21 protein-coding genes are annotated in these 21887 nt (G+C 35.5%); 7 read left to right on the top strand and 14 right to left on the bottom strand.

Going from position 1 to position 21887, the window contains the following annotated elements:
* The 8 genes from ACPX19_RS05365 to ACPX19_RS05400 all read right to left on the bottom strand — a co-directional run bounded on the left by ACPX19_RS05365 (window position 1) and on the right by ACPX19_RS05400 (window position 11371).
* Entirely contained in the window at window positions 1-912 is a 912-nt protein-coding gene (locus ACPX19_RS05365; protein WP_426431949.1) for an ABC transporter ATP-binding protein, read from the bottom strand.
* A 65-nt stretch (window positions 913-977) separates the two neighbouring features.
* Complete coding sequence (locus ACPX19_RS05370) at window positions 978-4115, bottom strand: FG-GAP-like repeat-containing protein (protein ID WP_426431950.1); 3138 nt, start codon at window positions 4113-4115, stop codon at window positions 978-980.
* Window positions 4116-4125: 10 nt separating this feature from the next.
* On the bottom strand, window positions 4126-5487 hold the full coding sequence (locus ACPX19_RS05375; RefSeq protein WP_426431951.1) for an Ig-like domain-containing protein: 1362 nt from the start codon (window positions 5485-5487) through the stop codon (window positions 4126-4128).
* A gap of 153 nt (window positions 5488-5640) precedes the next feature.
* Window positions 5641-7806, bottom strand: a complete 2166-nt coding sequence (locus tag ACPX19_RS05380) for a prolyl oligopeptidase family serine peptidase (protein ID WP_426431953.1) — start codon at window positions 7804-7806, stop codon at window positions 5641-5643.
* A 151-nt stretch (window positions 7807-7957) separates the two neighbouring features.
* On the bottom strand, window positions 7958-8947 hold the full coding sequence (locus tag ACPX19_RS05385) for an aspartate-semialdehyde dehydrogenase (protein WP_426431954.1): 990 nt from the start codon (window positions 8945-8947) through the stop codon (window positions 7958-7960).
* Between the two features lie 193 nt (window positions 8948-9140).
* The gene (gene mscL, locus ACPX19_RS05390; RefSeq protein ID WP_426431955.1) at window positions 9141-9542 is read right to left on the bottom strand and encodes a large-conductance mechanosensitive channel protein MscL; all 402 of its coding nucleotides are present in this window, start codon (window positions 9540-9542) and stop codon (window positions 9141-9143) included.
* 79 nt (window positions 9543-9621) lie between these two features.
* On the bottom strand, window positions 9622-10731 hold the full coding sequence (gene alr, locus ACPX19_RS05395; RefSeq protein ID WP_426431956.1) for an alanine racemase: 1110 nt from the start codon (window positions 10729-10731) through the stop codon (window positions 9622-9624).
* Complete coding sequence (locus ACPX19_RS05400) at window positions 10715-11371, bottom strand: thymidine kinase (protein ID WP_426431958.1); 657 nt, start codon at window positions 11369-11371, stop codon at window positions 10715-10717. Before ACPX19_RS05400 ends, alr begins: the two co-directional genes overlap by 17 nt.
* A gap of 83 nt (window positions 11372-11454) precedes the next feature.
* Here ACPX19_RS05400 and ACPX19_RS05405 point away from each other — a divergent pair, with 83 nt between their 5' ends.
* The 3 genes from ACPX19_RS05405 to ACPX19_RS05415 are packed head-to-tail and all read left to right on the top strand — an operon-like array spanning window position 11455 to window position 13610.
* The gene (locus tag ACPX19_RS05405) at window positions 11455-12201 is read left to right on the top strand and encodes a hypothetical protein (protein ID WP_426431959.1); all 747 of its coding nucleotides are present in this window, start codon (window positions 11455-11457) and stop codon (window positions 12199-12201) included.
* A gap of 30 nt (window positions 12202-12231) precedes the next feature.
* Window positions 12232-12912, top strand: a complete 681-nt coding sequence (rsmI, locus tag ACPX19_RS05410) for a 16S rRNA (cytidine(1402)-2'-O)-methyltransferase (RefSeq protein ID WP_426431960.1) — start codon at window positions 12232-12234, stop codon at window positions 12910-12912.
* Window positions 12909-13610 carry a hypothetical protein gene (locus ACPX19_RS05415; RefSeq protein WP_426431961.1) on the top strand — a complete coding sequence of 234 codons (702 nt, stop codon included), beginning with the start codon at window positions 12909-12911 and terminating at the stop codon, window positions 13608-13610. Before rsmI ends, ACPX19_RS05415 begins: the two co-directional genes overlap by 4 nt.
* 1 nt (window position 13611) lies before the next feature.
* Here the strand turns inward: ACPX19_RS05415 and ACPX19_RS05420 are convergent, their stop codons facing one another.
* Complete coding sequence (locus tag ACPX19_RS05420; RefSeq protein WP_426431962.1) at window positions 13612-14214, bottom strand: carboxymuconolactone decarboxylase family protein; 603 nt, start codon at window positions 14212-14214, stop codon at window positions 13612-13614.
* Window positions 14215-14353: 139 nt separating this feature from the next.
* Here ACPX19_RS05420 and ACPX19_RS05425 point away from each other — a divergent pair, with 139 nt between their 5' ends.
* Genes ACPX19_RS05425 through ACPX19_RS05435 form a run of 3 tightly spaced genes read left to right on the top strand, consistent with a single transcriptional unit; the run spans window position 14354 to window position 17767 of the window.
* Complete coding sequence (locus tag ACPX19_RS05425; RefSeq protein WP_426431963.1) at window positions 14354-14791, top strand: OsmC family protein; 438 nt, start codon at window positions 14354-14356, stop codon at window positions 14789-14791.
* 6 nt (window positions 14792-14797) lie between these two features.
* Window positions 14798-16489, top strand: coding sequence for a single-stranded-DNA-specific exonuclease RecJ (recJ, locus tag ACPX19_RS05430; protein ID WP_426431964.1), 1692 nt, complete (start codon window positions 14798-14800; stop codon window positions 16487-16489).
* A gap of 3 nt (window positions 16490-16492) precedes the next feature.
* A complete protein-coding gene (locus tag ACPX19_RS05435) occupies window positions 16493-17767 on the top strand; it encodes an MFS transporter (protein WP_426431965.1) in 1275 nt (424 codons plus the stop codon).
* Here ACPX19_RS05435 and ACPX19_RS05440 read toward each other — a convergent pair.
* Both ACPX19_RS05440 and ACPX19_RS05445 read right to left on the bottom strand, forming a co-directional pair.
* A complete protein-coding gene (locus ACPX19_RS05440) occupies window positions 17764-18516 on the bottom strand; it encodes a UDP-2,3-diacylglucosamine diphosphatase (RefSeq protein ID WP_426432433.1) in 753 nt (250 codons plus the stop codon). The two genes, ACPX19_RS05435 and ACPX19_RS05440, sit on opposite strands and share 4 nt — an antisense overlap.
* 10 nt (window positions 18517-18526) lie before the next feature.
* Complete coding sequence (locus ACPX19_RS05445; RefSeq protein ID WP_426431967.1) at window positions 18527-18979, bottom strand: 6-pyruvoyl trahydropterin synthase family protein; 453 nt, start codon at window positions 18977-18979, stop codon at window positions 18527-18529.
* Between the two features lie 125 nt (window positions 18980-19104).
* Between ACPX19_RS05445 and ACPX19_RS05450 the strand changes: the two genes are divergently transcribed.
* Window positions 19105-19734, top strand: coding sequence for a 2OG-Fe(II) oxygenase (locus tag ACPX19_RS05450; RefSeq protein WP_426431968.1), 630 nt, complete (start codon window positions 19105-19107; stop codon window positions 19732-19734).
* Between the two features lie 80 nt (window positions 19735-19814).
* On the opposite strand, the gene ACPX19_RS05455 is transcribed toward ACPX19_RS05450, so the two are convergent.
* From ACPX19_RS05455 to ACPX19_RS05465, 3 genes are read right to left on the bottom strand one after another with little or no spacing between them, the layout of a single operon-like run.
* Window positions 19815-19991, bottom strand: a complete 177-nt coding sequence (locus tag ACPX19_RS05455; protein ID WP_426431969.1) for a hypothetical protein — start codon at window positions 19989-19991, stop codon at window positions 19815-19817.
* A 25-nt stretch (window positions 19992-20016) separates the two neighbouring features.
* Window positions 20017-21354 carry an MATE family efflux transporter gene (locus ACPX19_RS05460; RefSeq protein ID WP_426431970.1) on the bottom strand — a complete coding sequence of 446 codons (1338 nt, stop codon included), beginning with the start codon at window positions 21352-21354 and terminating at the stop codon, window positions 20017-20019.
* Entirely contained in the window at window positions 21351-21851 is a 501-nt protein-coding gene (locus ACPX19_RS05465) for a GNAT family N-acetyltransferase (protein WP_426431972.1), read from the bottom strand. Before ACPX19_RS05465 ends, ACPX19_RS05460 begins: the two co-directional genes overlap by 4 nt.
* Between the last annotated feature and the right edge of the window lie 36 nt (window positions 21852-21887).

Raw genomic sequence — 21887 nt, forward strand, 5'->3', positions numbered from 1 at the left:
TTATTTTAAAAAGGTAAAATAGATCTTCTTACCTTCAGTTAATGGCTTATTGTGGTAAATAAATATAGACTGTTCATTAAATAAGGTTTCTATTAGCCAAGAATTACCATTATAATACGATTGTTTTACAGTGGCTTTTAATTCTGAATTATTCACAATTTTAAGCTCATGAGCGTAGTATATTTTACCGTCAATAACATTAAACTCTTCAAAAAAAGAAGCAACTAAGGGCAGTTTAGGATTTTTATAAAGGCTATGAGGTTTGTCTTTGGCAATTATAGATTTGTTGTGTAGCACCAACATTTCATCTGCAAAACCAAGAACATCATTTTTATCGTGGGTGGCTACAACACAAGAAATATTCTTTGCTCTTAGGTAATTAAAGACATTTCTTCGAAGCGATTGTTTCTTAAAGTTATCAATATGGCTAAATGGTTCGTCTAAGAGTAGTATTTCGGGTTCTTTGGCTAAAGATCTGGCAATGGCAACACGCTGTTTTTGTCCACCACTTAGGTTTTTAACTTTTGTTTTGGCAAAATTGTCTAATTCTACAATTCTTATGAGTTCTTGAGTGCGTTTTTCTTTTTCTTCTGGGTAAAAGCGAGATAGGTGTTTACCTATATTATCTTCAACGGTAGTATAGGGCATTAGGTCAAATTCTTGAGCGACATATTTCATAAAATCATAACCCACCACCAAATTATATTTTGGGCCTAGAATTTCAGTGCTTTTCCAGAATATTTGTCCTTGCTCAAGGTCGTGTTCACCAAAAATAAGCTTGAGAAGCGTACTTTTTCCCGAACCACTTTCGCCAATAATAGCAAGATTTTCACCAATATTAATGGTGAAATTTATATCTTTCAGGACATGGTTTTTGGTATAACCAAAGCTGAGATCTTTAACTTTAAGCATGTTGTAAAAATACCATAAAAAAGCCGCTTGATATTCAAGCGGCTTTTTTTAATTTAAACTATCATTTATTTTTTAATAAATTTTCGTCTTATACTTCTACCATCAGATTCAATCCTTAAGAAGTAAACCCCACCTTGAAGACTTGAAACGTTAAGTTCGTTATCGGTAATCATTTGATTGAAAACACGTTTTCCTGTAACATCAAAAATAGTAGCAATTTTTTCTGTTAGTACTAAAGAAGTCTTAATTTTTAAAACATCTTCAACTGGGTTAGGATATATTGAAACATCAGAAATAGTCTGATCTTCTATACTTAAAGGAGCTGAGCCTTCAACAAGGGTATGAGTACTGTTAATACTTGGGTTTTCAAAAACATCCACCACACCAGACGGCCAGTAAACTCTAATTTCAATAATTGAAGTATCAGAGCCAATACCGAAGTGAGTATTAAGAGAACTCATAAATTCAAAACCCTCACCACTTCTTACGTCTCTAATTTGTGTTCCAGAAGGTGTAACTAACTCAACACGAGCACCAATGCCATTTCTGTTACTATAGTTGGGTGTAACGTGTGCCATACCAACGGTGTTTATCTTAACCCAGTTGTTACTATTGCCTTGATTATAATATCTAATACCATTGTAATAGGCATCTATAAATCCATCATTGTTTAAATCTCCAAAACTACCATTTTTGTAGTTAATCTGTCCATTATCAGCATCTTCAAAAGTCATATCACCTTTTCCATACATAATAGAGCCATTACTAATAATATCAAGATAACCATCATTATCTATATCATACGCAGAGCTTTCCCATCCAGTTGGAGCTATAATCCCGGCACCTGCAGTAACGTCGGTAAAAATATAGTCGTTGTTAGGATTGCCATCATCTGAGAATCCACTATTTTCCATTAATTTGTGAGTGCCTGAACTAGCACCCACAAACACGTCCATATCACCATCGTTATCAAAATCTCCCCAAGCGGAAGACCAGGTTTGCATTGGATCTGCTAAACCAATAGCAGCCGCGTTTTCAGTATATGTGCCATCGCCATTATTTGTAACCATCATGTTTGTTCTACGCTCAACTGCGCCTCCACACTTTGCAATGAATAAATCAATATTTCTATCGTTATTGTAATCTATCCAAATTGAGCCATAATCACCACCAGAAGGATAATTACCTAACGAATAAGGCGCACCAGGAGTTACATCAGATTGATAAAAAGTAAAGTTGCCTGTACCGTCATTGATAAAGTAAACATTTGGCTCCACATCATGGCAAACAAATGCATCAAGATTACCATCATTATTAATATCAACAAAGTTTGAACGTTGAGAGAAAACGTATTGGGTAGTAGATTGTTCAGTAAAACTAGTGCCATCACTACTTGCCTGCATAAAAGTCACTCCACTCCCGGCACCATAGAGCAAGTCAGTTTTTCCGTTGGCGTCAAAGTCAGCTGCAGCCATACTCCAGCTAGGCAAATAGTCAGCATTAGGTGTTGCTACATTAATATTTGTGAATGAGCCGTCAGTATTTTGCTGTTGTATGTTAACATTGGTTGAAGAAACCCCTACTATGTCATCCAAAAAGTCACCATTCATATCAACAACTGCCAGATCGTAACCGTTAACGGTTATTGGTTGTTGAGAGAAATTAATTCTTGAAGGTACTTGTGTAGTAAAAGTAAATGGGCCAGAAAAATCAGAAGTTTCACCAGTACAATTTGATTGTACATAAAAGTCATAGCTAGTGCCTGAAGATAAACTGGTTAGGTTATAGTTTGTTGCAGTAAGGTTGTTGACAACATTTCCTGAGCCAAGTGTAAATCCAGAGATTCCCCACTCAATATTCCATGAGTTTGCTATACCATTTTCTGTCCAACTTAAAATAGTTGAATCTGAAGATATTGAAGACGCATCTAAGCTACTTGGATCTGGACAACTAGCTCCTTCTTCAAGACATATGTCTGCGGTACCACTCTGCTGATCTCTCCAAATTACAGCATAATATGTAGCACCAGGAGTCAGACCGCCAATAAGCCCAGATGAATCGCCAGTATTAAATCCATTATTTGTACATATAGATACAGAAGCACCACCGCAAGAGTCATATACTTCTAGGCCAATACTATTTGCCGCGCCACTGAAATTAAAAACAACTGAGCCAATAGTAGGCGCAATAAAACTCAGAAAATAGCCATAGTTACCTACAGCATCACAACTCGGGTTTTCATTAGAAGCATCGATATCAATTGCCGTACTAAAGTCAAAAGTCATCGGTGTTGCTGTACTGCAGTTTTCTTCTACTGCCATGCTGATTGCAGAAGCACATGCTACACCAGAAGGAGAGGCTGTTCCAAAACCGAATGGCCCAACAAAATTTGACACGTTGTTAGAGCCACCACAATCAGATTGAATATAAAATTCATAATTTGTGTTTGCCAATAAGCCAGTTAATGTGAAAGGGGACGAAGTGGCTGTAATTACATTTCCTGTTCCGAGGGTAAAACCAACTGGACCCCATTCAATATTCCATGATGTGGCAACACCAATTTCTGTCCATATTAAATCTACAGTTGTTTCACCAATATTAATGACATCTAGGTTTATAGGATCTAGGCATGTAGTAGAAGGGTTTAAAGAAGTAATTGTTGGGGATGTTAAACACCAACCCCATTGCCAACCATTTTGATCATTATAATTAATACGGTATCTAAAACCGGATAATTGTGTCGCTGTAAATCCTGTTATATCAAGCACTCCTGTTGTATAGGGCTCAGTATTAGAACATGTTTCATAATCGGAATTAGTAGAGTTACCAGTAAAAGTCCACAATGTGTACCAAGTCGCAGTATCAGCATCATAAGCCTCTATAGACAACACATCGTTTCCTAATGGTCTATAGACATAGTCACCACTTATTATAATCCAATTTTCTCCAGCAGAATTTGCTGAAGTTAGATCAATTATAGGAGAGGTTGCTTGGATAGTGTCATCAGAGCTAGAGCCTGCCGCATCATCATCAAAAGTAAATGTTGAGCCTGTGGTTGTTGGGTTAGATAAAAGCCCAGTGGTTGTATATGTTCCAGTCAACGACCAATCACCGTTTGGCCAATTGGCGTTTTCATTTAAAACTTGAGCATTGCCCAAGCAAAATGTAGAAACAGCAATGAGTAAAAGCGTAATTTTTTTCATGTTTTTGGTATTATTCACAATTATTTAAAGAGTTTATCCATTCTTCTATAAGATCTATACCTTCTTCATGGTTAGTTGTTCTTCCTAATAAAGGCATCCTAAAAGATTCATCGGTAGTACTTATTCTGTAATAAAGTATAGATAAGTCAGTATCATTGGGCTTTACAATATATGAATTTGGAATGAATTGAGTTTCAGGCACTACGCAAACACCTATATTTTCAGTGTTTTCTGTTAAGTGAAAAGCGAACCTCATGGGTCTATAATTACAATGGCCATCATCAGAGTGGCAATGTGCACAATTAATGTCTAGATAAGAACGTACTCTTGTTTCAAGTGGATGAGAATCATCATCCCACGGAACAGATGAGTTTATATTATCCGGGATATCCGAGTTTAAGTAACCGAACTCGATAAGTTTGCGTAGTTGATTTGCCGAACCATCATCGTATATATAGTTCTTATTCAAATTTTGAGGTTTTAAACCAATTGGGGTTGGATCGTCTAATTGATTGTGGCATGTAAAACATTCTGCTCTAGAAGGTATCCGATAATCTGTTGTTTTGATGTTTTCCCCTTCCAACCAACTAAGGTTAACAATACTGCCAGAATTGGTAAAAAAAGCCTCTGTTTGTTCTTCATTCCATACGTAATTAGCAAAATCCCACTCAGTTTCCTTTTTGTACATAAGTCTAGTCTCAATAATTTTTGTAGAATTATCGGGTTGCACATTGTAATAAAAGAAGTTCTTAATGATAACACTTCCCGTTGGAAAATCTATAGGTGTATAATCATTGATATAATTTGCCTTAACTCCATTAGGCATCCATATAAAGCGTTTTTTCTTTGCATAATCTGTAAACAAAGGAGTAATTAGGTCGTAAGGGAAAACACCAAAAGTAGGGTTGAGCGCGTTTAAATCACCTTCGAAAAAATTGTAGGAGGATAAATTTGAATGAGGAGTATCGCCTTCAAACATATTTACAATAGATAACGATGTAATTGATAAAGAAACGTTTTCAGCTGAACAGTTATCTGAAGCATCACATATGGTATATTGAATAGAATCTTCACCTGTAACATTTGCATTAGCAGTATAAATTATATAATCGTCATTTACATTTTCAGGGGTGTTATTATTATTAATTACCGCCGAACCCAATGATGGCTGACTTATGGAAAGCGAGCCAGATTGAGGAATATTAGAATCGTTATTAAATATGAATATTTCTACCTGAGAATTCTGAGCTAAAAAGACCTCGTCAGGATTTGTTACAATAGATAAAGGCGTTGTATTATCATCAGATTTCCCACAAGATGAAAGCGACAACAAGGTTAAAAAAACCAGTCTTAGAGTGTACTTTTTTTTCATTTAGAAATAACAGCGGCGCAATTATAGAACAACTTAAATAGAAAAACCCCTACTTTTTTAACAAAAATAGGAGTAAATCTAAGCTTTTTTAATTAAATCGTTCACAATCAACTAAAAAAAGATAAACGACAATTTAAAGAGGGAATTCAAAAATTAGCCTTTCACTTTTTCCTTGGTTTTACTTGGTAAAACATCAAATCCCATGTTGTAGAGTGTAAATCCAAAGATGTCAGCATACTGCTCAATAGTTTTGCTTACAGGAGTGCCGGCACCATGACCAGCATCGGTTTCAATTCTTATCAATGTTGGATTGTCTCCTGTTTGTTTACTCTGTAACTCTGCAGCAAATTTAAAACTGTGAGCGGGAACCACTCTATCATCATGATCTCCAGTTGTTACTAAAGTTGCAGGATATTCAATACCTTCTTTTACGTTATGTACAGGAGAATAGCCTTTGAGATATTCAAACATTTCTTTACTTTCTTCAGCAGTACCATAATCGTATGCCCAACCTGCACCAGCCGTAAACGTATGATAACGTAGCATATCTAAAACTCCAACAGCTGGCAATGCAACTTTCATTAAATCTGGCCTTTGTGTCATTGTTGCACCAACCAACAAACCACCATTGGAACCACCTCTAATGGCCAAGTAATCCGATGAGGTATATTTTTCTGAAATTAAGTATTCTGCTGCAGCAATAAAGTCATCAAAAACATTCTGTTTTTTCATTTGCGTACCTGCATCATGCCATTTTTTTCCATATTCACCACCACCACGTAAATTAGCAACAGCATAAATACCTCCTTGTTCCATCCAAACCGCGTTCGTAATACTAAAGCTAGGTGTAAGGGAAACATTGAAACCGCCATAACCATATAGAATTGTTGGATTTTTTCCGTTGAGTTCTATCCCTTTTTTATGAGTGATTATCATTGGTATTTTTGTACCATCCTTAGAGGTATAAAACACTTGCTTGCTTTCGTAGTTTTCAGGATTAAAATCTATGTTTGGTTTTCGGTATAATTCAGATGTTCCTTTTTCAATATCGTATTTGTAGATACTTCCAGGAGTTACGTAGTTTGTAAAAGAATAATACAATTCTTTTTCTTCTTTTTTAGCACCAAAGCCACCAGCACTACCAACACCAGGTAGTTCAACCTCTCTTACTAGATTTCCATCGTAATCGTATTGTAAAACTTTTGAAACAGCATCTACCATATATTCTGCAAAGAAATAACCCCCACCTGTAGATGGGCTAAGTACGTTTTCAGTTTCAGGAATAAAGTCTTTCCAATTTTCAGGTTTTGGATCTGATGCATCTACGGTAACGACTTTTTGATTTGGCGCATTCAGATTGGTCATAATGTAGAGTTTAGAACCTACATTTTCTATAATGTTGGAATCTGAATCTGTATGACCTAAAATTTCAACAAATGGAGCGTTTGGTTTGGTAAGGTCTTTTATATAAAGCTTATTTCCTGAGGTAGAAACTCTAGGTGTAATAATTAGATAACGATCATCTTCTGTAACTCCACCGTAGATATAACGGTGTTTTTCTTCTGGAGTGCCTCCATAAATTAACTGGTCTTCAGATTGTTTTGTGCCTAATTTGTGATAATAGACTTTGTGTTGGTCTGTTTTGGCAGACAGTTCACTGCCCTTTGGCTTATCGTAGCTAGAGTAATAGAAACCTTCATTTTTATACCAAGACATACCACTAAACTTTATATCCACCAGAGTGTCTTCAATTATTTCTTTGGTTTCGACATTCATTATCAGAATTTTTCTCCAATCACTACCACCTTCGGAAATTGAGTAGGCTAATGTTTTCCCATCTTTAGAAAAACTTGTTCCGCCCAAAGAGATAGTTCCATCTTCTTTAAAAGTATTTGGATCCAAAAACACCTCTGCTGTTTCTGGGTCAGCATCGTTTTTATATCTGTAGATGACGTATTGGTTTTGTAACCCATCGTTTTTATAAAAATAAGTGTAGTCGCCTTCTTTAAAAGGGGCACCTATTTTTTCGTAATTCCACAGTTTTGTGAGACGCTCTTTTAATTCTTCTCTGTAAGGGATATTATCCAAATAGCCAAAAGTGGTTTGGTTTTGAGATTTTACCCAAGCTTCGGTTTCAGCACTTCTGTCATCTTCTAACCAACGATAAGGGTCAGATACATCTTCGCCAAAGTAATTGTCAACAGTATCAACTTTTTTAGTTTCAGGGTAGTTTACGGTAATGGGTTTCACTTTTTCAGATTCATTTTTACAGGAAACAAAAATACTTAGTAATGCAGTAATTAGAACTAGTTTTTTCATAATCGGTTTTTTTAGTATTAGATCCAATAGAAGTCTAATAGAGGACATTATTGGGTTAGATGTTTTTAAACATAAATAGTCTTCTAACACCTCGTTAGAGAACGAGATGAAAGATACAAAATTTAAGGTTAGCCCAAAAACTATGAAAAGACTAAACCAGATTGTTTTTTACAAGGTATTCTGCTATTTGAATAGTGTTTGTGGCAGCTCCTTTCCTAAGATTGTCGCTAACAATCCAAAGGTTTAATGAATTTAGTTGAGAACCATCTCTTCGTATTCTGCCCACAAATACATCATCCTTCCCATTAGCATAAATTGGCATTGGGTATACATTAACATCTAAGTTGTCCTGTACTGTTACGCCCTCAGTATTGTTAAGGAGTTGTCTTACTTCTGTTAAGTCGAAATCATTTTCAAATTCCACATTTACAGCTTCACTGTGTCCACCTGCTGTAGGAATTCTTACAGCAGTAGCGGTTACGGCAATAGTTCTGTCATCAAGGATTTTTTGAGTTTCTCTTACCAGTTTCATTTCTTCTTTTGTATATCCATTTTCTTCAAAAACATCACAATGAGGGATTGCATTTTTGTGAATAGGATAATGGTAAGCCATCTCTCCTTTTATGCCGGCAATTTCGTTTTCTAACTGTTCAACAGCTTTTGCTCCTGTACCAGATACGGATTGGTATGTAGACACAACAATACGTTTTATTTTGTATTTACGATGAAGTGGTGCTAATGCCATAACCATTTGTATGGTAGAACAATTTGGATTGGCAATAATTTTGTCTTCTTTGGTTAATTGGCCGGCATTAATTTCAGGAACAATGAGTTTTTTAGACATATCCATTCTCCATGCTGAAGAGTTATCGATTACCGTAGTACCTACAGCAGCAAATTTAGGTGCCCACTCTAAAGACGTATTGCCACCAGCTGAAAAAAGAGCTATATCTGGACGCTTTTCAATTGCGGTAGGAATGCTAATCACCTCATAGGTCTTTCCCTTAAATTCCATGGTTTTACCAACAGAACGTTCTGATGCTACTAATAGTAATTCATCAATTGGAAAATTTCGTTCTTTTAGAACGGTTAACATAACGCTACCCACCAAGCCGGTTGCACCTACTACAGCTACTTTCATTTTAATGATTTTAAATAAATACAGCGTAAAATTACATAAAAAAAAGCCCTTGATTTAAATAAAAAACAGGCTCTTAACATTTAAAAACAAAATGTTAATTATTTAACTTTATTGTTTTTTGATAAAGAAAAACCCAGACCTTGAGTCTGGGTTTGATTAATAAAAATGTAGTATAGCGGTAGCTATATTCTATTTATTTTTTTAAAGAATCTCTGATCTCCATTAGTAAGTCGATTTCAGATGGACCAGCTGGTGCTTCAGGAGCAGGTTCTTCTTTTTTCTTCATTTTGTTAACACCTTTTACAACCATAAACATTACAAACGCAACAATTATAAAGTCAATAACATTAGTTAAAAATGTTCCATACTCTAACCATACTTCTCCTACCATCTCACCTGCTTCATTTTGAGTGCCTTCTTGCAATTTATACCTTAAATCTTTAAAGTCTGAGTTGAAAATTAAACCTATTAACGGCGATACAATTCCACCGGTGAATGATGCAACTACTTTATTAAAAGCAGCACCCATTACAAAACCAACAGCAATGTCGACAAGGTTGCCTTTCATTGCAAATTCTTTAAATTCTTTTAACATAATTTAGTGTTTTAATAGTTAGTATATATGTTACTTAGACACTAAAATAAATAAAAAGTCACAATTTGTTAAAAAAATCTTAAGCTGGGATTATATTTCTTTTAACGCGTTGAGATATTGCGGTAATAATTTCATAAGAAATTGTACCTGAAGATTCTGCAAGATTAGAAGCTTTATGTAATCCATCAAAGATAATAACTTCATCACCTTCTTTACAGTTTATACCTGTTACGTTCACCATAATCATGTCCATACAAACATTGCCAATTATGGGCGCTTTTTGTCCATTGACAAAAACAAAGCCATTTCCTTTGCCATATATTCTTGTAATGCCATCTGCATGGCCAATGGGTATAGTAGCGGTTGTCTCAAAACCTTCTGCTTTATATACTCTGTTATAGCCAACGGTTTCTCCTTTTTCAATATTATGAATTTGTGAAATCACAGACTTCAAACTTGCAATTGGCTTTAGCTGTTTGTCTTCAGTTGCTGAGTTCCCAAAACCGTAAAGCCCTATGCCACTTCTTACCATATCTAAGTGTCCTTCAGGATAGTTAATAATGCCAGAAGTGTTGCATAAGTGTAACCAGGGACTATAATCCAATTTGGACTTAAAATCTTCAGCTATGGATTTAAAAGATGCTATTTGATTTTTAGTAAACTCAATTTCATTTTTATCCTCACTAGCCGCTAAATGTGAAAAGAGTGATTTTGCTTTTATAGCCTTTGTCCTACTTAATTTCGAAGCTATAAGGTCTATATCATTTTCCCAGAACCCTAAGCGATTTAAACCTGTGTTAAACTTAATGTGTATAGGATAGTTATTTTGATGCTCTGCCTCCGCTACCTTTACAAATTCATCTAAAATTCTCTGACTGTAAATACTAGGCTCCAAACAGTGCTTTATAATGGTTATAAAATTTACAGGCTGAGGATGCAAAACTAATATGGGAGTCGTAACACCAGCCTCTCTAAGTAAAACACCTTCTTTAGCATAGGCAACAGCGAGGTAATCTACGTTAAGCATTTCTAAATGTTTAGCAATAGCAACAGAATCACTGCCATAAGCAAAGGCTTTAACAACGGCTAAAAACTTAGTGTTGGGTTTTAGTTTTGATTTTAAATAATTGAAATTGTGCGTTAAGGCACTTAAATCAATTTCTAGGACAGTTTCATTCGCTTTTGGCATCCGACTTATTTTCTTTAGCTTTTACTTCTTCAGCATCTTTCACCTTCATCTGTCTTACCTTATCACGAAGCATGGATTTGTAAAAAGCAGCACGACTTAAAGGTTCGTATTCTTCAACCTCTCCCAATAAGACCAAATCATTGCTTTGGGCTTTCCTATAACTGTATTGTGCTAGGTTGCCAGTCTTAGTACAAATGGCGTGGACTTTTGTTACATACTCCGCAGTTGCCATAAGATATGGCATAGGACCAAAAGGATTGCCTTTAAAGTCCATATCTAATCCTGCTACAATAACACGAACCCCTTTATTGGCCAAGTCATTACAAACACGTACAATTTCGTCATCAAAAAACTGTGCCTCGTCAATCCCAACAACATCACAGCCGTCAGCTAAAATTGGAATATTGGCTGCTGCGGGTACAGGTGTGGATCGTATTTCGTTAGAGTCGTGAGAAACGACCATTTCATTATCGTAACGCACGTCAACGGCGGGTTTGAAGATTTCTACTTTTTGTCTTGCAAATTGTGCGCGTTTTAACCTGCGAATCAGTTCTTCGGTCTTACCAGAGAACATCGATCCACAAATCACCTCAATCCAGCCAAATTGTTCTTTATGATTTACCGTATTTTCGAGAAACATTTCGTAATTTTAGCACTAAAACGTAGTCGTTTTTCGTTTGCATAAAGGTCAATCAAAAATAATAAAAATCAAAAGGTATTAGGATGAAAAAGAAATTAGAATCGGAATTAATTAGTATAGCCCATAGGATTCTAAAATTAAAAGGCAGAGAAGATGTTAATAGAATGCATGATGAGGTTGCTAAGCTTTATGAAAAACTTACAGTTTTAAAATTCGCACAAGAGAATTTTGAGGACGATATGCCCACTATTGGAAATGACTCCTCTTTTTTCGGAATGTTAGATGCTGCATTCAATAATACCGTTAGTGACAATATAGTTGTTGGGAACAAAACCTACGTTAATGTTGATGAAGTTGAAGATGATGGCATCATGGAGCCCGTTATGGAAAAAATTAAGGATATGGTGGCACAAATGCCAGGTGAGAGCCAACAGGTAGACATTATGGTTGAAGAAGTGGTTACTAATGAAAAACCAACCACCATAGAATTTGAAAACATAAGTTCAGATTTTGCTGACATACCAGAGTTTGAACCTATTGAGGAAGCCCAAAGACGACAAGCAGAGGAAGCTAAAAAGTCGTTAAATGACAAATTGAAAGGCAAAGGGCTGCAAATAGGCTTAAATGATAAATTGGCTTTTATTAAGCACCTTTTTGATGGTAAAAATGAAGATTATGACCGTGTCATTTCTCAAATTAATACTACGGATTCGCTATCAGAAGCACGTAAATTAATTTTCGATATGGTAAAACCAGATTATAATAACTGGGAAGGTAAAGAAGAGTACGAAGATCGCTTTATAGAAATTGTTGAGGGTAAATTCAACTAATAAGCAAAGGAGTACAATTGCAATCTTTAAATGAGTAAACTATACCTAGTACCAACACCTATAGGAAATTTAAAGGATATCACCTTCAGGGCGGTTGAGGTTTTAAAGGAGGTTGATATAATTCTTGCAGAAGATACCAGAACTTCCGGAAAACTTTTAAAGCACTTTGAGATTGATACTCTAATGCAAAGTCACCACATGCACAACGAGCATAAAACGGTGAATAATCTTATTGAAAAACTAAAGTCAGGACTTACAATTGCTGTGATTAGTGATGCTGGAACACCTGCCATTTCCGACCCTGGATTTTTGTTGGTTAGAGCTTGTGTAGAAAATGACATTGAGGTTGAGTGTTTGCCAGGAGCGACAGCGTTTGTGCCAGCTTTGGTAAATAGTGGTTTGCCAAACGATAGGTTTGTGTTTGAAGGTTTTTTACCTGTAAAAAAGGGTCGCCAAACCCGATTGTTACTTTTAGCCGAAGAAACCCGAACCATGATTTTTTATGAAAGTCCACATAAGTTAGTAAAGACCTTAGGGCATTTTTGTGAGTATTTTGGAGAAGATAGACCTGTTTCTGTATCTAGAGAGCTTACCAAACTTTATGAAGAAACTGTAAGAGGAACAGCAAAAGAGGTTTTAGAGCATTATACCAACAAGCCACCAAAAGGAGAGATCGTTATTGTGGTTGGCGGTAAAACCGATAAAAAATGAAGATAAGTTTATTAATTATAGTTTCATTAGTCTCTTTATCTACAGTTACCAGTGAGCAAAAAACATTTGAATCAACTATTGAAAAAGTAAAACAGGTGGATTGCGATTTATTACCAAGTGTAAGGTCTAATCATCCGGTCAATTTTAATATGAATGAAATTGATTCATCCAAGTATAAGCCTCAAACATTCCGTGATCCTTACAAATTGACAATTTTCACAAATAGTGATTCAATCGAAGAAGTTTATCAAGAAGATTATCCTGAAATTTTTAGGAAAACAGATAAAGGATATAGGTTCAAAAATAGCCAAGGACAAGAGATTATTGCAGAAAATAATTTAGAACAAGAAAAATCGTATTCAAAATATGAGTTCAAGGCAAAGTTTAAGAACTATGTCATGATTCTGATGACTTATTTTGAAGGGAGTGAAGTAGTGCTTGTTGATCTTGAGACAGGGCTGGCTTTTACTACATTAGATAAGCCTAGATTTATAACAGAAACTAAACTATACGGTTTTGCAGACTATTACGGTGATTCAGATATTCACTTTTATAATATTGAGACTAAAGAGTCTGTTCATTTTTCTTTTCAGAATCTCAGCATAGTAGATTCCTACAATGTTTCTAATCATGTCTTTTTTAAGGCAATCTGTATGAGTACAATGGAAGAGAAGTATTTTGAAATATTTGTTAATTAAATTAATAATGACTTCCATCATGCTTTCCTTTTTCCCAACCATGTTTTCCTAAATATTGGTCCGCACTTTCTACAGCACCAGTTTCGATGTCTGTTCCCATTGAGTCATTCCAACGGTTTAGATAACCAAACAAGGAAATCACACCAAGCATTTCTACAATTTCGCCTTCGTTCCAATGCTCATACAAACGCTTTTTAATATCAACATTAACAGCATTTGGCACTAAAGAAGCAGCTAAACTAAAATCTAATGCAGCACGCTCGGCATCGTTAAACGCAGGATGCGTTCTGTACTCCCAAATATTATCTAATTGTTCTTGTTCTGCGCCATAACGTTCAGCTGCTCTAATGGCATGTGCTTGGCAATATCTACAACCTGTAGCATTACTGCTTACCCAAGCAATCATTCGCTTTAGGGCAGAAGTTACACGACCTTCATTAGCCATAACGGCTTTGTTTAAATTGATGAATGCTTTGCTAATGGCAGGTCTGCGTTGCATGGTTAAGACCGAATTAGGACAAAACCCTAAAGTTTCATTAAAGAATTCAGCCAATTCCTTGGTTTCTAAATCGTGTTCGGGAGATAACGGTGTTACTAATGCCATAATATGAATTCTTAAAGTTTTTTAGTGTCTAAAGTACTTAAAGTCATTCTACAATACAAACCTAACTTTATTGCTTGTTATCCATTTTTACTTATTAACTTTAAGCACTTTAAGTATTTTTAACTTGTAAACTTTTAAAATGGCACATAAAATAACAACCCATTGGAAAGGCGGATTAATATTTGAGTCAGATAATCCTAGTGGTAAGACTGTAATTATGGACACTGATGTTGAAGGTCAAAAAGAGCGTTTCGGATTGTCTCCTAAGGCCATGATGTTATCTTCTTTAGCGGGTTGCTCAGGATTGGATGTAATTTCAATTTTAAACAAAATGAATGAAAAGATTGATGATTTTAAGATTGAAGTTTCAGGTGAATTAACTGAAGAGCACCCAAAGTATTATCATACGGTACAAGTAGATTATCATTTTTATGGGACGGATTTAAACAAGAAAAAATGTGAACGCGCCGTAAGCCTATCTGTTGAAAAATATTGCGGTGTCATGGAAATGTTTAGGCAGTTTGCAGAAGTACAAACTGAAATTTTTTATCACATAGGAACCAAGCACAGCATGTAATTTTCTATGCGTTGGACACTAAAACCAAAACCAGAACCCTCAAAAGTTGAAGCTTTAAAAAAGGAGCTTCAGGTTGATGATATTGTGGCAACTTTATTACTGCAACGTGGTATCGAAACCTACGAAGAAGCAAGACGATTTTTTAGGCCAAGCTTTAATGATTTGCACGACCCATATCTTATGAAAGACATGGATAAAGCCGTTGCACGGATTGAGAAAGCGATTAAAGAGGGTGAAAATATTTTGGTTTACGGAGATTATGATGTAGATGGCACGACATCTGTGGCTTTAATGTCCTCTTATTTAAAGACGCGAACACCAAATGTAGCAACCTATATTCCAGACCGTTATGAAGAAGGTTACGGTGTGTCTTATCAGGGTATTGATTTTGCCCATGATAATGATTTCACTCTCATTATTGCTTTAGACTGTGGTATTAAGGCGATTGATAAAGTCGCTTACGCAAAACAAAAAAATATCGATTTCATTATTTGCGATCACCACAGACCGGGCGATGAAATTCCAAAAGCAGTTGCGGTTTTAGATCCAAAACGAGACGATTGTCACTACCCTTTTAAAGAGCTTTGCGGTTGTGGAGTTGGTTTTAAATTAATTACAGCCTTAGCCTTAAATCAAGGACAAACAGCAGAAGATTTAACCGAATACCTCGATTTGGTAGCTACAGCTATAGGTGCAGATATTGTTCCTATAGTAGGCGAAAATAGAGCATTGGCTTATTTTGGTTTGCAAGTCATTAATACCAATCCTAGACCAGGAGTAAAGGCAATTATCGCTGAGGTAAAAAAAGAAGAACTATCAATAATAGATGTAGTGTTTATTGTGGCACCAAGGATTAATGCAGCAGGTCGTATGAAGCATGGTAATCATGCCGTAACCTTGCTTACCGAAACCAATTTTAACCTTGCTGCAAGTTATGCAGTAGATATCGATCAGTTCAATACAGATCGTAGAGAAATGGATCAACAAATTACGGAAGAGGCCTTACATCAAATCAAAAAAAATAATGAGCAAGACCGTTTTACAACTGTAGTTTACGACGAAGACTGGCATAAAGGGGTTATTGGCATTGTAGCTTCTAGATTAACGGAAACCTATTATAGACCTACTTTGGTATTCACTAAAAGCGGTAATAAATTGGCGGCTTCGGCACGTTCTGTAAAAGGCTTTGATGTGTATAATGCTTTAGAAGCCTGTTCGGAATTCATAGAACAATTTGGAGGTCATAAATATGCAGCAGGTTTAACCTTATTACCAGAAAATTACAAGGCCTTTAAAGCAAAATTTGAAGCGGTTGTAAAGGATACCATTGACCAAAAACATTTAACACCAGAACTGAATATAGACTTGCAAATTGATTTAAACCAAATTGATCATAAATTATATAGGATTATTCGTCAGTTTGCACCTTTTGGCCCAGGTAATATGACGCCAGTTTTTACGACGCAAGGTGTGCTAGATACAGGTTGGGGAAAATGTGTGGGTGAAGACGACAAACATTTACGTTTTACAGCAAAACAGACAACAAGCGATCCATTTGTTTGTATAGGTTTTGGGCTTGGTGACAAATTAGAATTGATAAAAGAGAAAAAACTATTTGATATCGCTTATACCATTGATGAAAATCATTGGAATGGCAATGTAAGTTTACAATTGAAATTGAAGGACATAAAAGCATAACCCTTGGCAAAGACAGATCCATACGCAGCACTCCGATTTAAGGAATTCAACATATTTCTATTGGTGAGATTCGCTTTGGTATTTGGCTGGTCAATGCAATTTGTAGTTATTGAGTGGCAAGTCTATTCTTTAACCAATAACGAGTTGAGTTTAGGAATTATTGGATTGTGTGAATTTCTTCCAGCTTTTTTTCTGGCACCATTCGCAGGACATATAGTAGATCGAAAAGAAAAACGAAACCTTTTTACCCTTTGTATCGGCTTATTTTCATTAATTAGTTTTGGTTTGTTTTGGTTAACATCAAAAGGTGTTGAATCTTCGTGGAGTACCCATAGGATTTTGGCTGGTATTTATAGTTTGGTCTTTTTTGGTGGTGTATTAAGGGCTTTTTTTGGACCCACTATTTTTTCATTAATTGCTTTAATTGTTCCAAAATCAGCTTACCCTAATGCTGCCACGTGGAGTAGTAGTACATGGAAAGGGGCAAGTGTGTTTGGGGCTTTGTGTGGTGGATTTCTTATTGCTTGGATTGGTGTGCATTATACCTTGGGAATAATTTTTGGATTGGTAATGTTGGCTTTATTATTAGTTTTTAGAATTAGCAAAAAACCAATTTTAAACAAAGCGACAAATGAGTCTATTAAGGAAAGTCTTAAATCTGGTATAAAATTCGTCTTTAACGACAAGGTTATTTTAGGAGCATTGACTCTAGATATGGTTGCCGTTCTATTCGGTGGAGCCGTAGCTATTTTTGCAGTATTTGCTAAAGATGTCTTAGATGCAGGTCCTAAAGGATTTGGTGTCTTAAATGCAGCGCTTTCTTCTGGTAGTATTATTACCATGGTGGCTACCACGTACATACCTATTACCAAAAATACAGGTAAAAAACTGTTGGTAGCTGTTTTTGGCTTTGGTGTGTTTATGATTGTCTTTGGAGCATCAAAGTTATTATGGCTTAGTGTATTTGCGTTGTTTTGTTCGGGTGTATTCGATGGTATTTCTATGGTGGTACGCCAAACCATTCTTCAGCTTAAAACACCAGATCATATGCGCGGAAGAGTTGGTGCCGTAAACTCTATGTTTGTAGGGTCTTCTAACGAATTGGGTGCTGTTGAAAGCGGGATAGCTGCAAGAATCTTTGGAGCGCCATTAGCTGTTGTTTTGGGTGGGTCTGTAACACTATTAACGGTTATAATAATGAGTTTAAAAAACAAACCGTTGCGTGAGCTCGACCTACAGCAAGATGTAGAGGAACATTATGATGAAATAAAAGATTAATATTCTTTTAGGTGAAAGCTTTCCCCATCAAAAACACCATAGGTGTAATATTGAATCCAATCTCCCAAATTGATATATTTTGATGCTTCGTTGAGCTGAATATCCAAAGGCAAATGCCGATGACCAAAAATAAAGTAATCCCTGTGCTTTTCTTCGAGTTTTCGATTGCAATAAGCCACTAACCACTCATTGTCCTCCCCAAGAAATTTAGCATCATCATCACCAGAAATCAACCTGTTTTTTACTGAAAAATATTGTGCAATCCTCATGCCAATATCTGGATGCAACCATCTAAACAACCACTGAAAAAATGGACTGGTAAAGACTTTTTTCATGCGTTTGTAGCCCTTATCACCAGGACCTAAACCATCACCATGCCCAATAAAGAAAGAGGTATTATTAAAGGTAAACTCTTGTGGTTTATGAAACACAGGAATATTTAGTTCGTCTTCAAAATAGCCATTCATCCATAAATCATGATTGCCTACAAAATAATAAACGGGAATACCCGAATCTGTGATTTCAGCTAATTTGCCTAATGTTCGGGCAAAACCTTTTGGAATCACTTTTTTGTATTCAAACCAAAAATCAAACAAATCTCCCATCAGGAAAATGGCAGCAGCATCTTGTCTTGCCTCGTCTAACCAAGCGACGAATTTCTTTTCTCTAGGACGCGAAGCTTCCATTGTTGGCGCACCCAGATGGTTGTCTGAGGCAAAGTATATTCTTTTGCCTACGGGAATTTCTATGTGATGATTCTTATTCATTATCAGAAGCAAACCACTCTGCAAAGCTGGTTGCTGTCTCTTGTAGTTTTAAGGAATGTAATTTTATATTGCTTGGTAAGCGTTTTTTTATTTTTTCAGCAAAATCTATGACCATCATTTCGCTGGTAGGTTGATAATTTACCAACAGAACGTTATGCCCTCTGCTTTCTAATTCTTTAGCCAATTCTACATGCGGTGTGTTTTTGTTGAACACCGTAGCATGATCAAAAACATCAACAATTTCATCTTTTACAATCTTTTTCAAATCGCCAAAATCTATAACCATCCCAAATTTCACATTGGCATTGTCAGAAATTGGCGTGCCAATAACCGTAACATCTAATCTATAACTGTGACCGTGTACATTTTTGCACTTACCGTCGTAACCATAGAGTGCATGTCCAGTTTCAAAAGAGAATTGTTTTGTAATTCGAATGTTGCTCATTATAAATAAATAATAGTGCAAAGATATTATAAATGTAAAACGAACGCGATTTTAGATTACATTTGCCCACTTTTTTAGAACTTTTGAAGTTAAAAAATGAAAACAATCTTTCTTTTTTAGACTAAATGAACAGTCTTTTTGAATCTATTCCCTTTGCGGAAAATCCTCTTTACGAGAATATTATAGCGGATATTTTATCTAAGCAATACAGCATTATAGACAATTTTTTTACTAGCGAAGAGGTTTTGGCTTTGCGCCAGTCACTGCTGTACAAATATGAGGAAGATACCTTTAAAAAATCTGCAATAGGTAACAGGACCAATGAGGTTATAAAAAAGGCTATTCGTGGAGACATCATTCTTTGGATAGATGAAGACAGGGCCAATAATGCAGAGACAATGTTTTTCAATAAGATTAATGACCTTAAAGATTATCTAAATAGAACTTGTTTTTTGGGGATTAATCAAAAGGAGTTTCATTATGCTATTTATCCAGAAGGCACATTTTACAAACGCCATTTAGATACGTTTCAGAATGATGATAGGCGAAAACTATCTTTTGTTTGTTATTTAAATGAAGAAAATTGGAAACCAGAAAACGGAGGTGAACTGGTATTGTATTTAGAAGATGTTGAGAAAACCATTTATCCTTTTCCAGGGAAAGTCGTTATCTTTGAAAGTCAGGTTTTAGAGCACGAAGTAAAACCTGTTAACACACCTAGATTGAGTATTACAGGTTGGCTAAAAACTCGATAGACTATCGTCTTTTGTTTCTATTGTAAAAATAGATAATGATAAGTACTATTGCTAAAATTAAAAACAGTCTATTTCCCATATTATTCGTCTTTTAATCTTTTCTTGTTATATCTATAAATCACGTAAGCAAGAATTACTAAAACAACAAAAGGTATCATTGAGCCAATAAACACACCAATGCCATAGCTGTCATCTGGAGCGTTTTTCAGTTTTTCTTCAATGCTGACTTCTTGTAGAATAGAAATTAATAAGTTCATACGTAATACCGTTTACGATTCAAATTTAAGTGTTTTGGATTAGTATTTTGAATGTTTTTCTGAATTTTATAATTAATGGGAGTCCTCTAGCAATAATCCATAAAGTAAAAGCTAAAAAAATGCCGTGCAACTTATAATCAAAAGTATCAGTTATAAAAACAACAGGAATAAAGACTAAAAGTGTTGAAAACAATAACACATTTCTTAGGTATTCCATTTTCCCCAACCCTTTAAAAACACCATCAAAGATAAAGGCAAGTGCACACAAAGGCTGCATAGCAAGAACAATCCAAAACACATTGTTAAACTCTTTTAAAACTGCTTTGTCGTCTGTAAAAACATGACCAATAGGATAGTAAAAGAGCGCTCCAACCAACCCAATAAAAACACCGACCACAACACCATATTTTATGAGTTTGTTGCTCAAGTCTATAAGGGTTTTATAGTCTTTGGCACCATATAGTTTACCAGATAAAACATTGCCAGCACTGGCATAACCATCAATAAGGAAAGCTCCCAAAAACCAAAGATTAATTGCTATAGTGTAGGCGGCAATATATGTAGTGCCATATTTTGTAGCATAGCTTGTACCAAAATACAGAGCTATATTAAGTGCAATGGTTCTAATAAACAGGTTAACAATCATCATTATAAAGCGGTTAATCTCTTTATTGAAAGGAAATCTTACCAACAGAGGGATATCCGTTTTCTTCAGAATATAATAAATAGAAAGCATTGCCATTATAATCTGAGCCAAAACACTAGCATAAGCAGCACCTTTAATATGCATTGCTGGGATAAGCCCATCTATACCATAAATCAATACAATATCTAAAACAATATTGACCATGGCTCCGGTTATGGCTATTAGCATAGGATGATAGGTGTTTTGCAAACCTCTAAACGTTCCAAATACAGTAATAGTAAAGAGCGTAAAAGGAAAACCGAAAACTCTGATATGATAATAGTCTACGCTATAAGTTAATATTAAATCCGAGGCATTATAAAGTTTAAAAATTTGTGCAGCTAAAGGATATGTTATAGCAATAATCAATAGGCTTAGCGATGTAATAATAAACATGGCTTGTGCGGGTAGATTTTTTACTTCACTTAATTGATCTGCACCTAAGTACTGAGATACTATGGATGAAATGGCGCTACGTGTTTGCCCCAATACCCAAATAAGCATTGATAGGAATGTAGTAACAATACCTACGGCAGCTAGAGATTCTGTGGCGTTTATATCCATATTTCCGATGACCGCCGCATCAGTTAACGATAAAATAGGCTCAGAGATGCCAGAAATTAATGCTGGTATGGCGAGTTTGTTAATGTGTTTTAAAGAAATATTTGTTGTGCTCAAAGGACTAACTCATAACAGTGAAACGGATATTCGCTTTGTTTAGGAAAGTAAATATCACCCAATCTTTTATAACCGCGAAGTTCGTAAAACTTTTGGTTTCTCTTGTTCTTTGAAAAGGTGTCTAATCGTATTGAGCTATAGTTATTATCAATAGCTTGTTGCTCTGCGAAGTCCATAAGTTGTTGTGCGTAGCCTTTGCCCTGATGGAAAGGGTGAATTGCCAACCGATGGATGTAAATATTATTTCCGTTTTTAGTTAACCATTTTATTGGAATGTATTCTTCATCCATGCAGGTTGAAATTACAATGGTGCCGTATATTTCAGAACTAAATTCTAAAACATAAAGCTCATCTCTTTCAATATCTTTTATAAATGCAGAAGGATTGGGGTAGTGTTCATTCCATTGGTAAATACCATTAGCAATCATGGCTTTAGCACAAGCTTTTGTTAAGTCCATTATCACTTTTATATCTTCAACCTTGCCTTTTCTAATCATTTTTAAATTGTACTTTTGCCTTAAATATTTACGACT

The sequence above is a fragment of the Winogradskyella sp. HB-48 genome, from assembly GCF_049942685.1.
Lineage (GTDB): Bacteria > Bacteroidota > Bacteroidia > Flavobacteriales > Flavobacteriaceae > Winogradskyella.

Coding starts and splice junctions, on each gene's coding strand:
- ACPX19_RS05455 (WP_426431969.1), bottom strand. CDS start 19,991: ATGAACTTATTAATTTCTATTCTACAAGAAGTCAGCATTGAAGAAAAA.
- ACPX19_RS05465 (WP_426431972.1), bottom strand. CDS start 21,851: ATGATTAGAAAAGGCAAGGTTGAAGATATAAAAGTGATAATGGACTTA.
- alr (WP_426431956.1), bottom strand. CDS start 10,731: ATGCCAAAAGCGAATGAAACTGTCCTAGAAATTGATTTAAGTGCCTTA.
- ACPX19_RS05385 (WP_426431954.1), bottom strand. CDS start 8,947: ATGAAAGTAGCTGTAGTAGGTGCAACCGGCTTGGTGGGTAGCGTTATG.
- rsmI (WP_426431960.1), top strand. CDS start 12,232: ATGAGTAAACTATACCTAGTACCAACACCTATAGGAAATTTAAAGGAT.
- ACPX19_RS05425 (WP_426431963.1), top strand. CDS start 14,354: ATGGCACATAAAATAACAACCCATTGGAAAGGCGGATTAATATTTGAG.
- ACPX19_RS05375 (WP_426431951.1), bottom strand. CDS start 5,487: ATGAAAAAAAAGTACACTCTAAGACTGGTTTTTTTAACCTTGTTGTCG.
- ACPX19_RS05420 (WP_426431962.1), bottom strand. CDS start 14,214: ATGGCATTAGTAACACCGTTATCTCCCGAACACGATTTAGAAACCAAG.
- ACPX19_RS05450 (WP_426431968.1), top strand. CDS start 19,105: ATGAACAGTCTTTTTGAATCTATTCCCTTTGCGGAAAATCCTCTTTAC.
- ACPX19_RS05400 (WP_426431958.1), bottom strand. CDS start 11,371: ATGTTTCTCGAAAATACGGTAAATCATAAAGAACAATTTGGCTGGATT.
- ACPX19_RS05370 (WP_426431950.1), bottom strand. CDS start 4,115: ATGAAAAAAATTACGCTTTTACTCATTGCTGTTTCTACATTTTGCTTG.
- ACPX19_RS05445 (WP_426431967.1), bottom strand. CDS start 18,979: ATGAGCAACATTCGAATTACAAAACAATTCTCTTTTGAAACTGGACAT.
- ACPX19_RS05365 (WP_426431949.1), bottom strand. CDS start 912: ATGCTTAAAGTTAAAGATCTCAGCTTTGGTTATACCAAAAACCATGTC.
- ACPX19_RS05415 (WP_426431961.1), top strand. CDS start 12,909: ATGAAGATAAGTTTATTAATTATAGTTTCATTAGTCTCTTTATCTACA.
- ACPX19_RS05405 (WP_426431959.1), top strand. CDS start 11,455: ATGAAAAAGAAATTAGAATCGGAATTAATTAGTATAGCCCATAGGATT.
- recJ (WP_426431964.1), top strand. CDS start 14,798: ATGCGTTGGACACTAAAACCAAAACCAGAACCCTCAAAAGTTGAAGCT.
- ACPX19_RS05380 (WP_426431953.1), bottom strand. CDS start 7,806: ATGAAAAAACTAGTTCTAATTACTGCATTACTAAGTATTTTTGTTTCC.
- mscL (WP_426431955.1), bottom strand. CDS start 9,542: ATGTTAAAAGAATTTAAAGAATTTGCAATGAAAGGCAACCTTGTCGAC.